Origin of the sequence: Herpetosiphon sp. NSE202 (assembly GCF_042688385.1) — a bacterium.
Lineage (GTDB): Bacteria > Chloroflexota > Chloroflexia > Chloroflexales > Herpetosiphonaceae > Herpetosiphon.
Map to the genome: position 1 here is coordinate 591,424 of NZ_JBHUPY010000001.1, position 15,711 is coordinate 607,134.

Sequence of the window (15,711 nt, forward strand, 5' to 3'; positions counted from 1 at the left end):
TATGAGCACTGGTTCATCATGTTAACCACAACCTGATCCCCTCATCCCCTCGCCCGCGAGGCGATGGGGAACCACGAAAACAGTGCTCCCCTCGCCCGCGTTCAGTGGGAGAGGGGCTGGGGGTGAGGGCATACCCCGCGTTGCCAATCCAATGAACCATTACAGCTATGGGCTTTTGGCTATCGGCCAATGTTCGTGGAATTCGGGCAATTCGGGGCTTAAAAATTAACTTCGCGCTCTTCGTGGTTACCGTTCTTCGTGTCCTTCGCGGCCTTCGTGGATCAAAAATCAACCTCCAACCCCAACAACTGATCCCCACATCCGAAAAAAACCTTGCCTTTTGGATACTGCTTCTGTATAATTTTGATATCGGGTTCACGCTGTCCGCCCTTCCTCGGGAATCCTCTTTTGGCAAAAGGACGACGCATTATGGACGAGCAAACAAAACCGGGCATGGATCAATCTGATGTGCTTCCTAGCACAGGATTGGACGCGACCCCAGAGGCCGATCAGTTTAGCGATGATGATCGTGCTTTGCTGGAGGCCTATCTCCGTGATCCAGCCCACGATTATCGCAATCTCAAGTATGGTGATTCGGTCGATGGCACGATTGTTCGCGTTGATCGCGACGAGGTGCTAGTCGATATTGGCTCCAAGTCTGAGGGCGTGGTGCCAGGTCGCGAGATGACCAGTCTGTCGTCGGAAGAACGCGCCGAACTCAAGGTTGGCGATGTCTTGCTTGTTACAGTCGTTCAAACCGAAGACGCTGAAGGGCGTATCGTGTTGTCGATAGATAAAGCACGCCAAGAAAAGAGCTGGCGCGCCTTGCAAGTCAACCACGAAGCTGGCGATGTGATTCATGCTGCCGTGACCAACTACAACAAAGGTGGTCTGTTGGTCAACCTCACTGGGGTGCGTGGTTTCGTGCCATCATCACAGGTCAGCAGTGTTAGCCGTGGCTCCGATGTGCAAAAACAATCGGATATGGCCAAACTGGTTGGCCAAACCTTGCCACTCAAAATCATTGAAATCAATCGCTCACGTAACCGCCTGATCTTATCCGAGCGCCAAGCTGTCCAAGAAGTGCGCGATTCACGCAAAGATCAGCTGCTCGAAAAATTGGAGCCAGGCGCGGTGCGCAGTGGTCGCGTGACCAGTCTGTGCGATTTCGGGGCCTTTGTCGATATTGGCGGGGCTGATGGACTTGTCCACCTTTCAGAGCTTTCGTGGAGCCGCGTCAAGCATCCAGAGGAAGTGCTAAAAGTTGGCGATGCAGTCAATGTGTATATTCTCAGCGTTGACGAAGATAAAAAACGGATCGCGCTAAGCATCAAACGTACCCAAGCTGAGCCTTGGACAACCGTTACCGACCGTTATCAAATTGGTCAGGCTGTTTCTGGCGTTGTGACCCAACTCACGGCGTTTGGCGCATTTGTGCGGCTCGAAGATGGCATTGAAGGCTTGATCCACATCTCAGAAATGAGTGACGAACGGATTCAACACCCGCGCGATGTGATTAACGAAGGCGATACAGTTTCAGCCCGCATTATCCGCATCGATCCATCACGCAAACGCATTGGCTTGAGCATGCGCAATGGCAGCAGTGAAGCAACCACTGAAACAGCAGCAGATTCAACGGCTGAAGCAACGCCTGAAGTAGAACCTGTTGAAGCAGCGGCTGAACCAACACCAACTGATACTGACGCTGAATCAAGCGCCAGCGATGCTACCGAAGAATAATGGCTTGCAGGTGCGAGGGTCAATAACCCCTCGCTTATGCTCCTGCTGCATGCGGCATGCCCATTTCAAGCAAAACGCTAATAAAACGGGCATGCCTGATCCGTAGATAGTGATACAATTAAGGCACGACGCTTCCGATGCGGCACACCCATTGCCAAAGAATGAAGCCGAGATGCTGCCCCAGTTTCGAGAGCACTCCCAATTAGCATTGTACGACCTATCGACACCTAGCAGCATCGACTATTGTCATAGATAACACGCCAAGGCTTAATCTTACTTATCCTAAGGTTGCCTTGCTTTGGAGCAAACATATGGGTGCATACGACAAAATGAGCCGCCGCGCTAAGCAAGTGATGAGCTTTGCCCAAGAAGAGGCGCGAGCGTTTAATCATCCCTATATCGGCACCGAGCATTTATTGCTGGGCTTGATTTTGGAAGGTGAAGGGGTCGCCGCTCGTGTGTTGGCTGAACTTGGTGTTACCATCACAAAAGCCCGGAATGCTGTTGAATTTATTGTTGGCCATGGCGATGGCCCACGCTCAACCTCAGAAATTGATCTAACCGCCCGCGCGAAAAAAGTTTTTGAGTATGCTATCGATGAAGCTCGCAAACTCAATCATACCTACATCAGCACCGAACATATTTTGCTTGGTTTGGTGCGCAATGCAGAAGGTGTCGCAACTGGGGTGCTCGAAATTATGAATGTTGGGCTTGACCAAGTGCGCACCCAAGTGATGCGCATGATGCGTCAAGGCGTTGGCGGGAGCAGCACACCAAGCCCAAGCGCTGGTGGCGAACGCCAAGCCAAACAAAGCAAAACACCATATCTCGATGCCCTTTCAACCGATTTGACCGAGTTGGCCGAAGCTGGTCGCCTCGATCCCGTCGTCGGGCGCAAAGATGAAATTGAGCGCGTGATTCAAATTTTGTCACGGCGCACCAAAAATAACCCTGCCCTGATCGGCGAACCTGGGGTTGGGAAAACTGCTATCGCTGAAGGTTTGGCGCAACGAATTGTTGCCGATGATGTTCCAGATTCTCTCAAAGGCAAGCGTTTGGTAACGCTTGATATGGGTGCTTTGGTGGCTGGAACCAAATATCGCGGGCAATTCGAAGAACGCCTCAAGCGGGTCGTTGACGAAATTAAAGAAAGCCGCTGTATTCTCTTCATCGATGAATTCCATACGATTATTGGGGCTGGCGGAGCCGAAGGCACGCTCGATGCCGCTAATATTCTCAAACCAGCGCTTTCGCGTGGCGAATTGCAATGTATCGGCGCAACTACCCTCGATGAGTTCCGCAAATATATTGAAAAAGATGCAGCACTCGAACGCCGTTTCCAACCAGTGATGGTCGATGAGCCAACCATCGAGGAAACAATCGAAATCTTGCGTGGGATCAAAACTCGCTACGAAGATTTCCATCAATTGCAAATCGAAGACGAAGCGATTACTGCCGCCGCTGTGCTCAGTGCTCGCTACGTTCCCGACCGTTTCTTGCCTGATAAAGCGATCGACTTGATTGATGAAGCTTCGTCGCGGGTGCGCATGTATCGCTCAGCCACGCCATCGGCGTTGCGCGATGCCTTGCGTGGGCTTGATGCGATTCGCAAGGAAAAAGACGCAGCACTCGAAGAAGGTCAATTCGAAGTCGTGCAAGATCTGCGGATTCGCGAAGAGCGCATGCTCCAACGCATCACCGATCTTGAAGATGAGGAAGAAAAGAGCCGTGGCTCGGAGCAACGCAAAGGCAAGCCCTACGTGACCCAAGAAGATATTGCCGAAGTTGTGGCAATGTGGACTGGGATTCCAGTGATGCGCTTGGCCAGCGAAGAAACCCAGCGCCTCATGAAGATGGAAGATTATCTGCATGAGCGGGTTATTGGCCAAGAAGAGCCAATTTCGACGATTGCTCGCGCTGTGCGGCGTGCCCGCGCAGGCTTGAAAGATCCCAAGCGCCCAATTGGATCGTTCATTTTCTTGGGGCCAACCGGGGTTGGTAAAACCTTGCTGGCCAAGGCCTTGGCTGAGTTTATGTTTGGCTCAGAAGATGCCTTGATCAAAATCGATATGTCGGAATTCCAAGAACGCTTCAATACCTCGCGTTTGGTCGGCTCGCCTCCAGGCTACGTCGGCTATGGCGAAGGTGGTCAATTGACCGATGCAGTGCGTCGGCGACCCTATAGCGTGGTGCTGTTTGACGAAATCGAAAAAGCCCATCCTGATACCTTCAACTTGCTCTTGCAAGTGTTGGAAGATGGCAACTTGACCGACGGCAAAGGTCGACGAGTCGATTTCCGCAATACCGTGATTATTATGACTTCGAACGTCGGGACTGAGCAAATTCGCCGTGGCTCGCGGATTGGCTTTGGTGGCAATCGCAACACAATCGATATTGAGGACACGCGCAAGAAGGTCGATGACGAACTGAAGCGCATGTTCCGCCCTGAATTTCTCAACCGGATTGATGGGACGATCATTTTCCATCCATTGACCGATATTGAAATTCGCAACATTGCCCGCTTGGAAGTTGATCGGGTGCGCAAGCAATTGGTCGATCATCAAATTGATCTGTTGGTAACTGATGAAACCTTGGATCTGTTGGCCAAACGCGGCTACGATCCAACTTATGGCGCTCGTCCATTGCGCCGCGTCATTACCAATATGATCGAAGATGGTTTGGCTGAAGGCTTGCTGCAAGGTCGCTTCAAAGATGGCGACAAGATTCATATCGAACTTGAGGATAACGAAGTGGTTTTGCGCACTGAGCGCGAGGCCGCCGAGTCGGAAAATCCCAGCGTCGAGCCAGAAGCCGAATTAGTCTAAACTAGCAAACAAAATCGCCCTGATCGTAATGATCAGGGCGATTTTACATTTCCTCGTCAAATCAATTATTGGGCAACTGCCTTAGCAACCAAATCCAAGGTCAACAAAACTTCATCTTCGGCCTTGAGCATGCCGCCAATATCAGGAGCATCGACATTGAAGCTGCTCATGTTAAACTTGGTGGTGGCTTTGCCGGTCAAGGTATCGCCATTCAAGGTTGCGGTTACATCGAAGGTCATTGGGTTGGTGGTATCGTGAATCGTCATATCGCCAGTGATTTTGAAGGTAAATTCGACACCTTCTTTGAGATCACTTGGCAAGTCGCTAATCACAGCGTTCTTGAACACAGCGTTGGGATATTGCGATGATTCCAGCCATTCGCGGCGAATTGCATTGTCGCGGCGTTCGCTATCTGATTGTAATTGGCTGATGTCAACCACAATTTCGCCAACTTGCGAGTTAGCTGGGGTTGCCGTATCGATCAAAATATCGCCTGCGATGGCTTTGGTTACGCCAACAGCATCAACGATTTGGTTATCTTTCAAGAAGGTTTCGCGCACTTGATAGCTAGCACTTGATTGGCTAGCATCAATGCGGTAGATTTTAGCACCAGCAGCAGCTGGTTGTGAAGCATCTGTTGTTGGTTCGGTGCCGGTTGTGGCGGTCGCGGCTGCGCTGGTATCTCTGGCGGTAGTTGGGGTTGCTGGCGCGGCAGCAGTCGTTGGAGCCGTCGTTGGCAACACTAAAGTTGCTGCAACAGGCGTGCCCGTGCCTTTTTCTGCGTCAGACGTGAGCCACAAGCTATAGGCAATAACGCCAATGATTGCGACGGCAATAACGCCGCCAATAATTAATCCAATTTTCTTCATCGAAGAATCCTTTCGTGAGCTAAATTATGCAACAACTCGATCTTTTGTGGGAAACTGGCGATGCAGCTCAAGCATTGCAACAACGCTTTGGTTGGGATGCCGCCAGTGCCAACGCGTGGGTGTCCGCGCTGCTCCACGAGCACTATGGCCTTGCTGAGATTCAAATTTTGCGTTGCAGCATTAGTGCTGGCAATGCAATTCTTTGGCTCAAAAATGATGCTGATCGCTGGATTTTTAAAATTAGCGTTGATCATGGCCGCCATGCTCAAATCGAACAAAGTGTTGAGCTTCAACACTGGCTTTCAGTACAACAAATCTCTGTCCCGTTGATCGTCCCAAGCAAGGCTGGCCAACGAACGCTTAAGATTAACGAACGATGTGTATATCTCCAGCAGTGGCTCGATGGCACACCGCCTGACCCTGAGTCTAGCCAACAATTGTGGAGAATTGGTGAAGAAACTGCCAAGCTTCAACACATATTGGCCAGCTATCCCACCGCCGCCAACCTGCCCCAAGTTTTATTTCCGTTGGAGCAAGTTTGCATGGGCTTGGCTGCATGGCTGGGTGATACGCCTGGGGCTGAGCCATTACAGCACCAGCTTAATCAACTGGCGCAACAAGGGCTTGAGCATTTGCCGCGTGGCGTGTGCCATAACGATATTCGCGCTGCCAATCTGTTATTCAAAGGCGATCAGCTGCAAGCAGTTTTAGATTTTGAAGAAGTTGGCTGGCGCTGCTTGGTGCTGGAATTGGCGTGGACAGCAGTCCATGGCTTGACGCTGTATCGCAATTGGCAACCAGCTACGGCGGCCCAACAACAAGCAATTATCGCTGGCTATCAAACGCTTCGGCCTTTGAATCCTGATGAGCTGGCAATTTTGCCAAGCTTGTGTCGTTTACAAAGTCTTTACCTTTTATGTTCGCAAGGTTCTACGGCGTTGGATGCAATTGAGCGCTTAAAAGAATTAAATTGGGATTAAAAATCACCCCTAAATCACCATCATGTGGGATGGCGTTTAGTCCGAATTGCGCTATACTGAAATCAAACCTTCTCCTCTCTCTTCTCTCCCACAAGCGGCTCCATTATGCGAGCCGTTTGTGGTTTTAGGCGCTTATATTTCTATGTATGCTATAATTAAACTCGATAAATTATTCTAATAAATGGCATATTTAGGAAAACGTAGAATGTTTGATCACTTAAATCAACCAGGATTGTTTGGAATAACTAATTCCAACCGAGATTTTACAAAAAAAGATGCTTGGGGTAAGAATCAATTTAATAATGCATTTCCTATTGCTTTAGCTTGTTTTATGTTTAGCCAGAACATTAAACCTATCTATATTCGATTAGAAAAGCGGAATATTGAACATAACTATTTTGCTGTTGATCAACTATTTCAAATTAATCCTTTAGAAGCACAGGCATTTTTTGCATTTGAACATAGCTATCATCCATATACTGAACTTATTATTGGGAAAACACCAGCAATTGATGTTGTCATTAGTAATCTGCAAAACTCTCAAATCATTAATGCTTTTGAGATAAAATTAACCGCAATTCCTGATAATACAACAGCAAACCTCCTAGATAATCTTCAAGGTTGTGAAATTGTTATCCGACCTGATACCATTGTCTATTTAGCACTCAGTATTGCTAAAGTATTTCAACAAAATCCGTTAGCGCTTTTAGATATTTTAGATCCTGTCTGTGCTAGAATTGGCGATTGGGAAGATGCAACTAGCATTCAACCAATGATTCCACTATTTTGTGAATTACTGTATACAATTTTTGATTGTTATCAAGCTGCTCAAATACCGATTTTACTTCAACCAATTTGGAAAACTCAAGGAAAATTATCAATATTACACGAAAATTGCCTTGATCTTTTTGTATGGAGCAATTTTGCCCTGGCAAAAGTTTTTTTAGATGCTTCGATAAAACCTTCTGAGAAATCAATTACTCGGCCTGAACGTACAACCGTTTGGTTAATCAAAATGCTCTATGATTTTGCTCAGAATGGCAAAATTGATTATAAACGAACGCTTGATCGGATTACCTTTAATTTGAAAAATGATAAAGCCTTTGCTGCTAGCGGAATGGTCACAAGAAAATATATGAATTCGCCAGAATTACAGAATCCACGAATAAAACGCCATTCAATTAAGCATATTATTATTAATGGTGGTCAGCGTTATCTTAGCCCTGAACGTCGTTTGGATAGTGCAATTGTGAGTACACCTGGCCTTTTTGAGGAAATACTATGAAAACTATTGATTTATTTGCTGGCTGTGGTGGCATGTCTTTAGGATTTATGCAAGCAGGATTTGAGATAGTTGCGGCAGTTGATAATTGGCGACCTGCAATTAATACCTATCAGCAAAATTTTACTCATCCAATTCATGAGCTTGATTTGGCACAGATAGATGCGGCTGTATCCTTGATCAAAACGCATAGCCCAGAATTAATTATTGGTGGACCTCCGTGTCAGGATTTTTCCTCAGCAGGTAAACGTGATGAAGGTTTGGGACGTGCCAACTTAACCCTTGATTTTGCCAAAATAGTACTAGCTATTCAACCTGCATGGGTTATCATGGAAAATGTTGAGCGTGCTCGACTTTCCAAAATTCATCAACAAGCTTGTAGTATGTTGGGGGATGAAGGCTATTCTTTGGCTCAAGTTGTATTAGATGCTAGTTTGTGTGGCGTGCCTCAATTACGCAAACGGACGTTTGTGATTGGTCATCGTCATGGTTCAATCGCTGATTTAGCAAATGTGCTTCAGCAACGTTTAGCCAAACAATCATTAACGGTTCGCGATTATTTTGGTGAAAGTTTAGATACTGACTATTATTATCGCCATCCGCGAACCTATGAGCGGCGCGCTATCTTTAGTGTTGATGAACCAAGCCCAACAATTCGTGGGGTGAACCGACCAATTCCTACAACCTATCGCATGCATCCTAAAGATGCTGGCGATGTATCGTTAGCACGACCACTGACTACCAAAGAACGGAGTCTTATCCAGACATTTCCATTAGATTTTAAGTTTGTTGGAACGAAATCTGAGCAAGAGCAGATGATTGGTAATGCAGTGCCAGTTAATTTGGCGTTTTTTCTAGCAACCAGTCTTCAGGTTTATCTTAATCAGCCTAGGATGCAACAACTATCATTATTACCATCTTTCTTTTAATGTAATGATCAATGTTGATTATTAACGAATAAGGAGCACACTCGTGGATTATGGCTTTGCAACCCGCGCCATCCATGCCGGGCAAGACCCAGAATCAGTAACCGGCGCAGTCATCGTGCCAATTTATCAGACTTCAACCTATGCCCAACGTGGCGTTGGCGACCATACAGGCTATGAATATTCGCGCACCGATAACCCAACTCGCACCGCGCTCCAAACATGTTTAGCCGCTTTGGAAGAGGCAAAACATGCGTTGGTATTTGCTTCGGGCTTGGGCGCTTCGACAACCTTGATGCTCATGCTCAAAGCTGGCGATCATGTAATTTGTGGCGATGATGTCTATGGCGGAACCTATCGCTTGTTCCAACGGGTGATGACCGACCACGGCCTGAGCTTTGATTTTGTTGATATGGCTGATCCTGAGGCAGTGCGGGCGGCGATTAAGCCCAATACACGCTTGATTTGGCTGGAAACTCCCACCAATCCGTTGTTGAAACTGGCTCCGATTGCCGCAATTACTCGGGTTGCGCGCGAGCATGGCATTTGGACGATTGTCGATAATACCTTTGCCTCGCCCTACAACCAACGCCCAATCACCTTGGGAGCTGATATGGTCTTACATAGCACGACCAAATATATTGGCGGCCATAGCGATGTGGTTGGCGGCGCAATTATGACCTCGAACGACGAGCTATATGAGAAATTGAAGTTTTTGCAAAATGCTGCGGGCGCTGTGCCAGGCCCATTCGATTGCTGGTTGGTGCTGCGTGGGGTCAAAACCTTGAGCATTCGCATGCGCGAACACGAACGCAACGCTTTGGCAATTGCCCAATTCTTAACCGAACATCCTGGGGTTGAAAAAGTAATTTATCCAGGTTTGCCATCGCACCCGCAACACAACTTGGCCCGCGAGCAAATGCGCGGTTTTGGCGGCATGATCTCGATTTTGCTTAAAGGTGGCGCTGAGGCAGCTAATGCCATGGTTACCAAAACCAAGCTTTTTACGCTTGCCGAGAGCCTTGGCGGCATTGAATCGTTGATTGAAGTGCCAGCTGGTATGACCCATATGAGCGTTGCTGGCTCGAAACTTGAAGTACCAGCCAATTTAGTGCGGCTTTCGGTAGGAATCGAAGATATTAATGATTTATTGCGCGACCTTGAGCAAGCACTTGCGTAGTAGTAACGGTAAGCCGCTATAGCCATGGCTTGGATTAGGCTATGGCATTCGCGCTTCCTAATCCAAGCTTGGTTCTTTCTTGTTGGAGGTTGGCTATGAAACAACGTCGCTGGGGCATATTGATGCTCTGGATGCTCAGTATGATGCTCTTTGCTGCACCTAGTTTTGCCCAAAGTGGCAAAGTGGTGATCGATAACAACGGGGTTGATGTTGACGAAAGTCGAATCAATACTGCTGCCCGTCAATTGAGTGATAAAGGTGCATTGGTGGTGGTCGTGCTGACCGACAGCACTGGCGGCCAAAGTGAAACCGCCTATTTGGATAGCCGCCTGAAAGACCTAGGCATTGGCAATAGCTCAAAGGCTGGCGATCGTCCAAACAACGTTTTGATTTACTATGTTTCGTTTGATCCACGCTATAGCTCGATTTTGCCAGGCAGAGATTACAATCAAGCGCTAACGACTGGCAATCAATCGGACGCGATTCGCAATAATCAGCTCAACGCAGGGCTGAAGGCCAACGATCCTACGCGGGGCTTGGTTGATGCGCTGACCGCGACCTCGCGGGTAATCAGCGACCCTGCTGGCGCAGCTTCGAGCAGCTCGCAAGGCAGCAGTAGCAGCAGCGGCATTGGCTCAAGCTTGGTTTGGGTGATTGTGATTATTGCGCTAGTGGCAATTGGTTTCTTTGTGGTGCCGGGCTTGCTCAAGCGCCGTTCAAGCCAAGCTGCCGAAGCAGGAGCACAAGTTAATACGCGAGCACGCTTTGATCAGGCCAAGAAAAACGCTGGGGTAGCGATTGCCGACCTTGCCCAAGCAATGCGTGATGCAGGCGAAAAACAACGCTTCGATAAAATTAGCTATCCAGCCACCCAAGCCAATGAATTAGAAAAGCGGCATCGGGCGGCTGAAAGCAACTTTACCCAAATCAAAGTTCAGTTTGATGATATTAATGAACGAATTGATAACGTCGCAAATCCTTCAGTGACTGATTTGGAAGGCGCTGCCGGCGGCTACGATGGCATTACCAATCAAGTTCGTCAATTAACCAGCGAATTGCAAGCGATGGATGGCTTACGCAAAGAGCTTGATACGATCAATGCGCAGGCTCCAGCTGAGGTTGACCGCGCAAAAAAATGGTAACCGACGCTGCCGATTTGTTGCAACGCATTGGTGGCCAACAGGCGCAAGCCCAAGTTGCCACGATTCAGCAACAAGTAATGCAGGCTGCTCAATCGTTAGCCTCAAAACATGCTAACGATGCTCGGCAATCTGCGAGCGTAGCGTCGGAACAATTGATCAAACTGCAACCATTGCTTGATCGGCTGAAAAGCGCCGAGGCCCAACTTAAGGCCGCCGAGGAACATTTGCCAAGCATCACTGGCAAACGCGCTGCTGGCGTAAAACAGTTAGTCGCCGAAGGCGAGCAGGTGTTGCAAAATGCTGCCGTGCAAATTAACGAAACTGATGCCAGCGATTTAGTTGATGAAGCTGAGCGAATTGCCCAACGTGCCTATAAACTTGGGCCTGATTTTGCCAGCACCCAACAATCGTTCAACCAACGGCTCGAAGCAGTTAATGCCCGTGGCCTCGAATTGAATGACCGTTTGGAAGCAAGCCGCAACGAGTTTGCTGAAGTCAACCAATATGCACCAGAATCGTGGAGCGATATTCGCGGTAATGGCAGCGAAGCAGCTTCAGCAGTTGCTCAAGCGCACCAACTTTGGCAAACAGCGCAAGCCAAAATCGCCCCCGACCAAGATGATTGGGCTGGTGGCTTGGAAGAGTTGGAAACTGCCGAAGAGCGCTTGGTTTATGCTGATACCTTGTTGAAGGCAATTAGCAAGCGTTTGGCCGATTTGCGCGAAGCCCAAAAGAGCGCCACGAATCAAATCGAAGATGCCAAGCGTGATATTAAACTTGGCTGGGGCTATGTGCGCAACAACGATGCTGATGTGGGCAAAGCGCCAGAAAAAGCCTTATCCCAAGCTGAATCGTTGCTGCAAAATGTCGAAAGCCAATTGACCCGCGAAAAGCCCAATTGGATCAGCGTCTTGCAACAGGTAACCCAAGCTCGCCAATATGCCGACCAAGCCTTGGCTGGTGCGCGTTCTGAAGTCGAAACCATGAACGCCAAGCGTGCTCAAGCCAAAGATTTGGCCAAAGCTGCCCAGGCAGAGCTTGGTAAATTGCAAAACTTTGCCCAGTTGCATCCCGTCGATGCCAAGCCTGAGCATCGCAAAAAAATCGATGCCATTGGTCGCACGCTTTCTGAAGCCGATACTGCGCTGCTTTCAGCCGATCGCAACGAGGAAGAAGCACGGGCTGGGGCCTTAGATTCGGCAATTGGTGGCTATAACACGGTTATCAGCCAAGCAGCGCCATTGTATAGCGCGATGTATGAAACCTTTCAATCGTTGGAAGTGTTGCGGCGCGAAGCCTCGGAAGCAGTGCAAGTGGCCCAACAATCGCTCAACAACGCGAACCAATGGTACACCCAGTATGGCCATGTTTTGCCCGCTAATTCTAATGGGCGGAGTTTGCTGAGCAAAGCCCAACAAACGCTGCGCCAGTACAATCCCAATGCTGATGCAGAGGAATTGAAAAAGATTGCGGCCAGCGCCCGCGAAGCCAATGGCTATGCGCACGAAGCGGCCCAAATTATTCAAACTGCGTCGCAAAGTTATCAACAAAGCCATCAGCCACAGTATGGTGGCCAGTATCAAAGCGGCCACTATTCTGGGCGGCGCGATAATGATGTTGGCGATTTGCTGACGGGGATGTTTATTGGCTCGATGATGAACAGCGGTCGCGATCATCACCATGGTGGTGGTTGGGGCAGCGGTGGCGGCGGCTGGGGCGGTGGTAGCTCCGGTGGCGGCAGCATCTTTGATAATAGCTCTAGCGGCTCCGGCGATTCCGGCGGCGGTTGGGGCGGCATGTTCAGCGGCGGCTCCGGCGATTCCGGCGGCGATTGGGGCGGCGGTGGCGATAGCAGCTCCGGCGATTCCGGCGGTAGTTGGTAAATAAGCAACGAGCGCTGCACTCAAAAAATGAGTGCAGCGCTCGTTAGTATTTGAACATAAATGGTAAAAATATGATGGCTACTGCAACTATGGGTATGAGTGGCAGACCAATGGTAAACCAGCGCATAAATGCTGTTGTATGATCAAAGCGAAACACACCATAGAATAAGAGGAGCGCGGCTAATCCACAGCTCGCCATGAGCGATATTCCTGAAAGACCAGCGCAGATTGCTTCGCGATCATTTGCACACTCTCCGCTAACTAACAATCCTGCAACAAATATAAATAAACCGGTATTCAGAATATTGAGAATAACCGAAAAGCTCCATTTAAATTTGGGTTTTTTCGGATTGTTTGGCACATGATAATCAATTTGGGGCATACAAATCCTGTTCAATTACAAAATCAAACCAATTTAGCCCAAGAATGGCGCAAGATATACCCCAAGCATCGGAATTAATGGCAACCCAAGCGTTATCAAACGTAATGCTTTTGGTGTTTTGTTGAAACGATAGATTCCAAGCAACAAGAGTACAATTGAACTAATTAGGCTGGGGATGAATAATCCGATCAAACTCGCAAAACCGCAGATACTATTATTGCAGGTTATCAAATTAATCAGCGCGTAGGTAAATAACCCAACGCTAGCAACATTGAAAAAGCATAAGATTTTTATCCCAAAGGTCGTTTTTGCTTGATTATGCGGTACATAATACTCGAGCTCTTGCATTATATTCTCTCAAACAGCACCATTTCTCACAGCTTTTACAAATATTCGCTGGTAGTTTCGTTGAGTAAATTTGGCAATACCAAGCGCACCAGCACGGCGCTAATTCCAATCGCAATTGGGTGCAAAATCAATGGCCATAAAGCAGTATCACTATGATCAGCGCGAAGCATTAGCAAGCGCACGCCAAGCAGCAGCCCAATGATGACGGCTGGCAACAACCACAGCAACCATTTTTCGCCTCGTTGTTGGGGGTCGAGCCAGCGTCGCCAGCTATAAATGCCCAAGGTTAAAATTACGCTCTCAGCCAGGCCCAAGCCCAAGCCAAAAATTGCCCCCAAGCCCATCGCCAAGGCTGCTGCCGCCAAAAATGCTGGATGGTTAATGCCAACTAAACTAATGCACAGGCCATAGGCCGCACCCGCAAGGCAGCCAATTGCGAGGCCAAAGCCTAAACTGAATTTGCTAATCGTCCAGAGATTGGGCTTAGGATACGGAGCTGTGGTTGAATGAAGCATCATCTCTCCTTGATTAAAGTTCATCTAAGCGACTTAAAACCGCTGGGAAAGCCAATAGCATAAACAAAACGAGCAGCCAATTTGGGTACACAATATAAATATACAGGAAACTTAAATTGCTGCCAATGCCCATAAATGCAGCAAAATAGGCTTTGATCGAATAGTTGGCTGTAAAAAAAGGATACCAACTAAGGCTATGCAGGCTACTCAACGTGATTGGCGTTATGAGCCATAGCCCGAAATTGCTGATAAACCCTGAAGCAAACTTTTTGCGCCAGTTGTGAATGATGATTGCAACAATTGGACTGCCAATCAAGCCCATCGCTGCCCCATAGAATACCCCAATAACCGCCGTCACTAAGGCGACCGCAAAATCAGCGAGTAGGCCAAGGGTAAAACCATAAATGCTGCCTACAACGACAGCCAAACCAATGCCATATTTAAAACATTCGTCGATTAACTCGCCTAAACTGGGTTGCGGGTTTGTCTCGCGCTGCTGGTAATCCATCTGGCATACTCCCTTAGTAAAGCAGATTCTTCGCTCATAAGCAAGTATGCCAAGTGCATGTTACAAGCTTGTTACAAGGGCTTAATCTTGGCTGCTGAGGCGGGTTTGGGGTTTTAGAAGCTTGGGCAAGATCAGCCGAATCGTCATTGCCATTATTAAACTTGGCCCAATCGCATAGCCGAGGGTCTCAACTTCCAATAACCCTGCCAATGGCTGCTGTTGATAATGATCATCATACAGCAGTACCTTGTACCAAAAGCTAAAATAGCTCAAGCCAATGCTGTTGGGAGCCAGCCAATAAAGATTGTGTTCGCTCAAATTGTGTGGGCTGAGCCATCTGCGCCAGCAGTATATTTCGATTGCGAGCAGCAATCCACCAATTGAACCAACAAACATCCCTATGATAAGTCCAAAAATTGCCCCAAAAATCCATCCAAGGAGCAGATCAACCATAAGGCCAATCACTAATCCATACAAGCCCCCAAGAATTAGGCCTAAGCCTGCACCATATTCGAGACATTGGCTAAGTATGGTTATAAAACGGACAGGAGTTGTGGGTTTAGTCGGAACTTGATCCATAAATGCTCCTCGCTCAATTAATGCTGAATCTTCGTGTAATGACAGATTAAATATTGTAGATTGCATCTTTTAATAAGTCTGAGTTTCGTGGAGAATGCTTGGAATTACAATAATGAGCGTAATGTTCATAATAAGCAATGGCCAGGTTACAAAAATACTTAAGAACTGAAAATGCGTGATATTCATCAATAAATCGTTGATATATGCTCCAAAATCGTGGTATGCATCGCTAATTTGATAGCAAACAACAAGATAGCTGAAGCCGATTGGCAATGGAGCAAGCCAACGAATTGCTTGCTCGTTCAACGTGGCTGGTTGCAGCCATGTGCGCCAAGCATAAATCATCAAAGCGAGCATAATTCCACCAATCAAGCCGGTGCTCATTCCAATCAGCGGCCCAATGATCAGACCAAAAAATAAGCCCGTAAATAAGCCATAAATTGCCCCTAGAATTGCTCCCCACTTAATCCCGCACTGAATACATTCTTTCAAAATTAACCCCCAGCGCGGTTGGGCAATTTGCTGCACAGACTTTTGATTCATCTCGGCTAT

Annotated in this window: 15 protein-coding genes; 8 read left to right on the forward strand and 7 right to left on the reverse strand. The window is 48.0% G+C overall.

The features are described 5' to 3' along the window. The first annotated feature begins 429 nt into the window (after nt 1-429). Both rpsA and ACFMKP_RS02535 read left to right on the forward strand, forming a co-directional pair. On the forward strand, nt 430-1,740 hold the full coding sequence (gene rpsA / locus ACFMKP_RS02530; protein ID WP_382288773.1) for a 30S ribosomal protein S1: 1,311 nt from the start codon (nt 430-432) through the stop codon (nt 1,738-1,740). 311 nt (nt 1,741-2,051) lie between these two features. Beyond that, on the forward strand, nt 2,052-4,565 hold the full coding sequence (locus ACFMKP_RS02535) for an ATP-dependent Clp protease ATP-binding subunit (RefSeq protein ID WP_382288775.1): 2,514 nt from the start codon (nt 2,052-2,054) through the stop codon (nt 4,563-4,565). Nucleotides 4,566-4,630: 65 nt separating this feature from the next. Here ACFMKP_RS02535 and ACFMKP_RS02540 read toward each other — a convergent pair whose 3' ends face one another. After that, complete coding sequence (locus ACFMKP_RS02540; RefSeq protein WP_382288777.1) at nt 4,631-5,434, reverse strand: YceI family protein; 804 nt, start codon at nt 5,432-5,434, stop codon at nt 4,631-4,633. A gap of 26 nt (nt 5,435-5,460) precedes the next feature. Here ACFMKP_RS02540 and ACFMKP_RS02545 point away from each other — a divergent pair, with 26 nt between their 5' ends. From ACFMKP_RS02545 to ACFMKP_RS02570, 6 genes are all read left to right on the forward strand, one after another. After that, nucleotides 5,461-6,414, forward strand: a complete 954-nt coding sequence (locus ACFMKP_RS02545; RefSeq protein ID WP_382288779.1) for a phosphotransferase — start codon at nt 5,461-5,463, stop codon at nt 6,412-6,414. A gap of 205 nt (nt 6,415-6,619) precedes the next feature. Beyond that, complete coding sequence (locus tag ACFMKP_RS02550; protein WP_382288781.1) at nt 6,620-7,699, forward strand: HindVP family restriction endonuclease; 1,080 nt, start codon at nt 6,620-6,622, stop codon at nt 7,697-7,699. After that, nucleotides 7,696-8,625 (forward strand): DNA cytosine methyltransferase, encoded by a 930-nt coding sequence (locus ACFMKP_RS02555; RefSeq protein ID WP_382288783.1) that lies wholly within the window; start codon nt 7,696-7,698, stop codon nt 8,623-8,625. The genes ACFMKP_RS02550 and ACFMKP_RS02555 overlap by 4 nt, the downstream gene beginning before the upstream one ends. A gap of 43 nt (nt 8,626-8,668) precedes the next feature. Continuing rightward, nucleotides 8,669-9,802 carry a cystathionine gamma-synthase gene (locus tag ACFMKP_RS02560; protein WP_382288785.1) on the forward strand — a complete coding sequence of 378 codons (1,134 nt, stop codon included), beginning with the start codon at nt 8,669-8,671 and terminating at the stop codon, nt 9,800-9,802. Nucleotides 9,803-9,897: 95 nt separating this feature from the next. Next, a complete protein-coding gene (locus ACFMKP_RS02565; RefSeq protein WP_382288787.1) occupies nt 9,898-10,944 on the forward strand; it encodes a TPM domain-containing protein in 1,047 nt (348 codons plus the stop codon). Then, the gene (locus tag ACFMKP_RS02570; RefSeq protein WP_382288789.1) at nt 10,938-12,827 is read left to right on the forward strand and encodes a hypothetical protein; all 1,890 of its coding nucleotides are present in this window, start codon (nt 10,938-10,940) and stop codon (nt 12,825-12,827) included. Before ACFMKP_RS02565 ends, ACFMKP_RS02570 begins: the two co-directional genes overlap by 7 nt. 43 nt (nt 12,828-12,870) lie before the next feature. On the opposite strand, the gene ACFMKP_RS02575 is transcribed toward ACFMKP_RS02570, so the two are convergent. From ACFMKP_RS02575 to ACFMKP_RS02600, 6 genes are all read right to left on the reverse strand, one after another. After that, nucleotides 12,871-13,209, reverse strand: coding sequence for a hypothetical protein (locus ACFMKP_RS02575; RefSeq protein ID WP_382288791.1), 339 nt, complete (start codon nt 13,207-13,209; stop codon nt 12,871-12,873). 33 nt (nt 13,210-13,242) lie between these two features. Then, nucleotides 13,243-13,557: a hypothetical protein gene (locus tag ACFMKP_RS02580; protein WP_382288793.1), complete on the reverse strand. Its 315-nt coding sequence runs from the start codon at nt 13,555-13,557 to the stop codon at nt 13,243-13,245. A gap of 35 nt (nt 13,558-13,592) precedes the next feature. Continuing rightward, nucleotides 13,593-14,075, reverse strand: a complete 483-nt coding sequence (locus tag ACFMKP_RS02585) for a hypothetical protein (protein ID WP_382288795.1) — start codon at nt 14,073-14,075, stop codon at nt 13,593-13,595. A 10-nt stretch (nt 14,076-14,085) separates the two neighbouring features. Continuing rightward, a complete protein-coding gene (locus ACFMKP_RS02590; protein ID WP_382288797.1) occupies nt 14,086-14,580 on the reverse strand; it encodes a hypothetical protein in 495 nt (164 codons plus the stop codon). A gap of 81 nt (nt 14,581-14,661) precedes the next feature. Continuing rightward, on the reverse strand, nt 14,662-15,159 hold the full coding sequence (locus tag ACFMKP_RS02595) for a hypothetical protein (protein WP_382288799.1): 498 nt from the start codon (nt 15,157-15,159) through the stop codon (nt 14,662-14,664). A 69-nt stretch (nt 15,160-15,228) separates the two neighbouring features. Beyond that, nucleotides 15,229-15,702 carry a hypothetical protein gene (locus tag ACFMKP_RS02600; RefSeq protein WP_382288800.1) on the reverse strand — a complete coding sequence of 158 codons (474 nt, stop codon included), beginning with the start codon at nt 15,700-15,702 and terminating at the stop codon, nt 15,229-15,231. Nucleotides 15,703-15,711 lie beyond the last annotated feature (9 nt).

Excerpts from the sequence above, each read along its gene's own strand:
- ACFMKP_RS02600 (WP_382288800.1), bottom strand. The coding sequence starts at position 15,702 with ATGAATCAAAAGTCTGTGCAGCAAATTGCCCAACCGCGCTGGGGGTTA.
- ACFMKP_RS02540 (WP_382288777.1), bottom strand. The coding sequence starts at position 5,434 with ATGAAGAAAATTGGATTAATTATTGGCGGCGTTATTGCCGTCGCAATC.
- rpsA (WP_382288773.1), top strand. The coding sequence starts at position 430 with ATGGACGAGCAAACAAAACCGGGCATGGATCAATCTGATGTGCTTCCT.
- ACFMKP_RS02590 (WP_382288797.1), bottom strand. The coding sequence starts at position 14,580 with ATGGATTACCAGCAGCGCGAGACAAACCCGCAACCCAGTTTAGGCGAG.
- ACFMKP_RS02565 (WP_382288787.1), top strand. The coding sequence starts at position 9,898 with ATGAAACAACGTCGCTGGGGCATATTGATGCTCTGGATGCTCAGTATG.
- ACFMKP_RS02555 (WP_382288783.1), top strand. The coding sequence starts at position 7,696 with ATGAAAACTATTGATTTATTTGCTGGCTGTGGTGGCATGTCTTTAGGA.
- ACFMKP_RS02580 (WP_382288793.1), bottom strand. The coding sequence starts at position 13,557 with ATGCAAGAGCTCGAGTATTATGTACCGCATAATCAAGCAAAAACGACC.
- ACFMKP_RS02535 (WP_382288775.1), top strand. The coding sequence starts at position 2,052 with ATGGGTGCATACGACAAAATGAGCCGCCGCGCTAAGCAAGTGATGAGC.
- ACFMKP_RS02575 (WP_382288791.1), bottom strand. The coding sequence starts at position 13,209 with ATGCCCCAAATTGATTATCATGTGCCAAACAATCCGAAAAAACCCAAA.
- ACFMKP_RS02585 (WP_382288795.1), bottom strand. The coding sequence starts at position 14,075 with ATGATGCTTCATTCAACCACAGCTCCGTATCCTAAGCCCAATCTCTGG.
- ACFMKP_RS02595 (WP_382288799.1), bottom strand. The coding sequence starts at position 15,159 with ATGGATCAAGTTCCGACTAAACCCACAACTCCTGTCCGTTTTATAACC.
- ACFMKP_RS02550 (WP_382288781.1), top strand. The coding sequence starts at position 6,620 with ATGTTTGATCACTTAAATCAACCAGGATTGTTTGGAATAACTAATTCC.
- ACFMKP_RS02570 (WP_382288789.1), top strand. The coding sequence starts at position 10,938 with ATGGTAACCGACGCTGCCGATTTGTTGCAACGCATTGGTGGCCAACAG.
- ACFMKP_RS02545 (WP_382288779.1), top strand. The coding sequence starts at position 5,461 with ATGCAACAACTCGATCTTTTGTGGGAAACTGGCGATGCAGCTCAAGCA.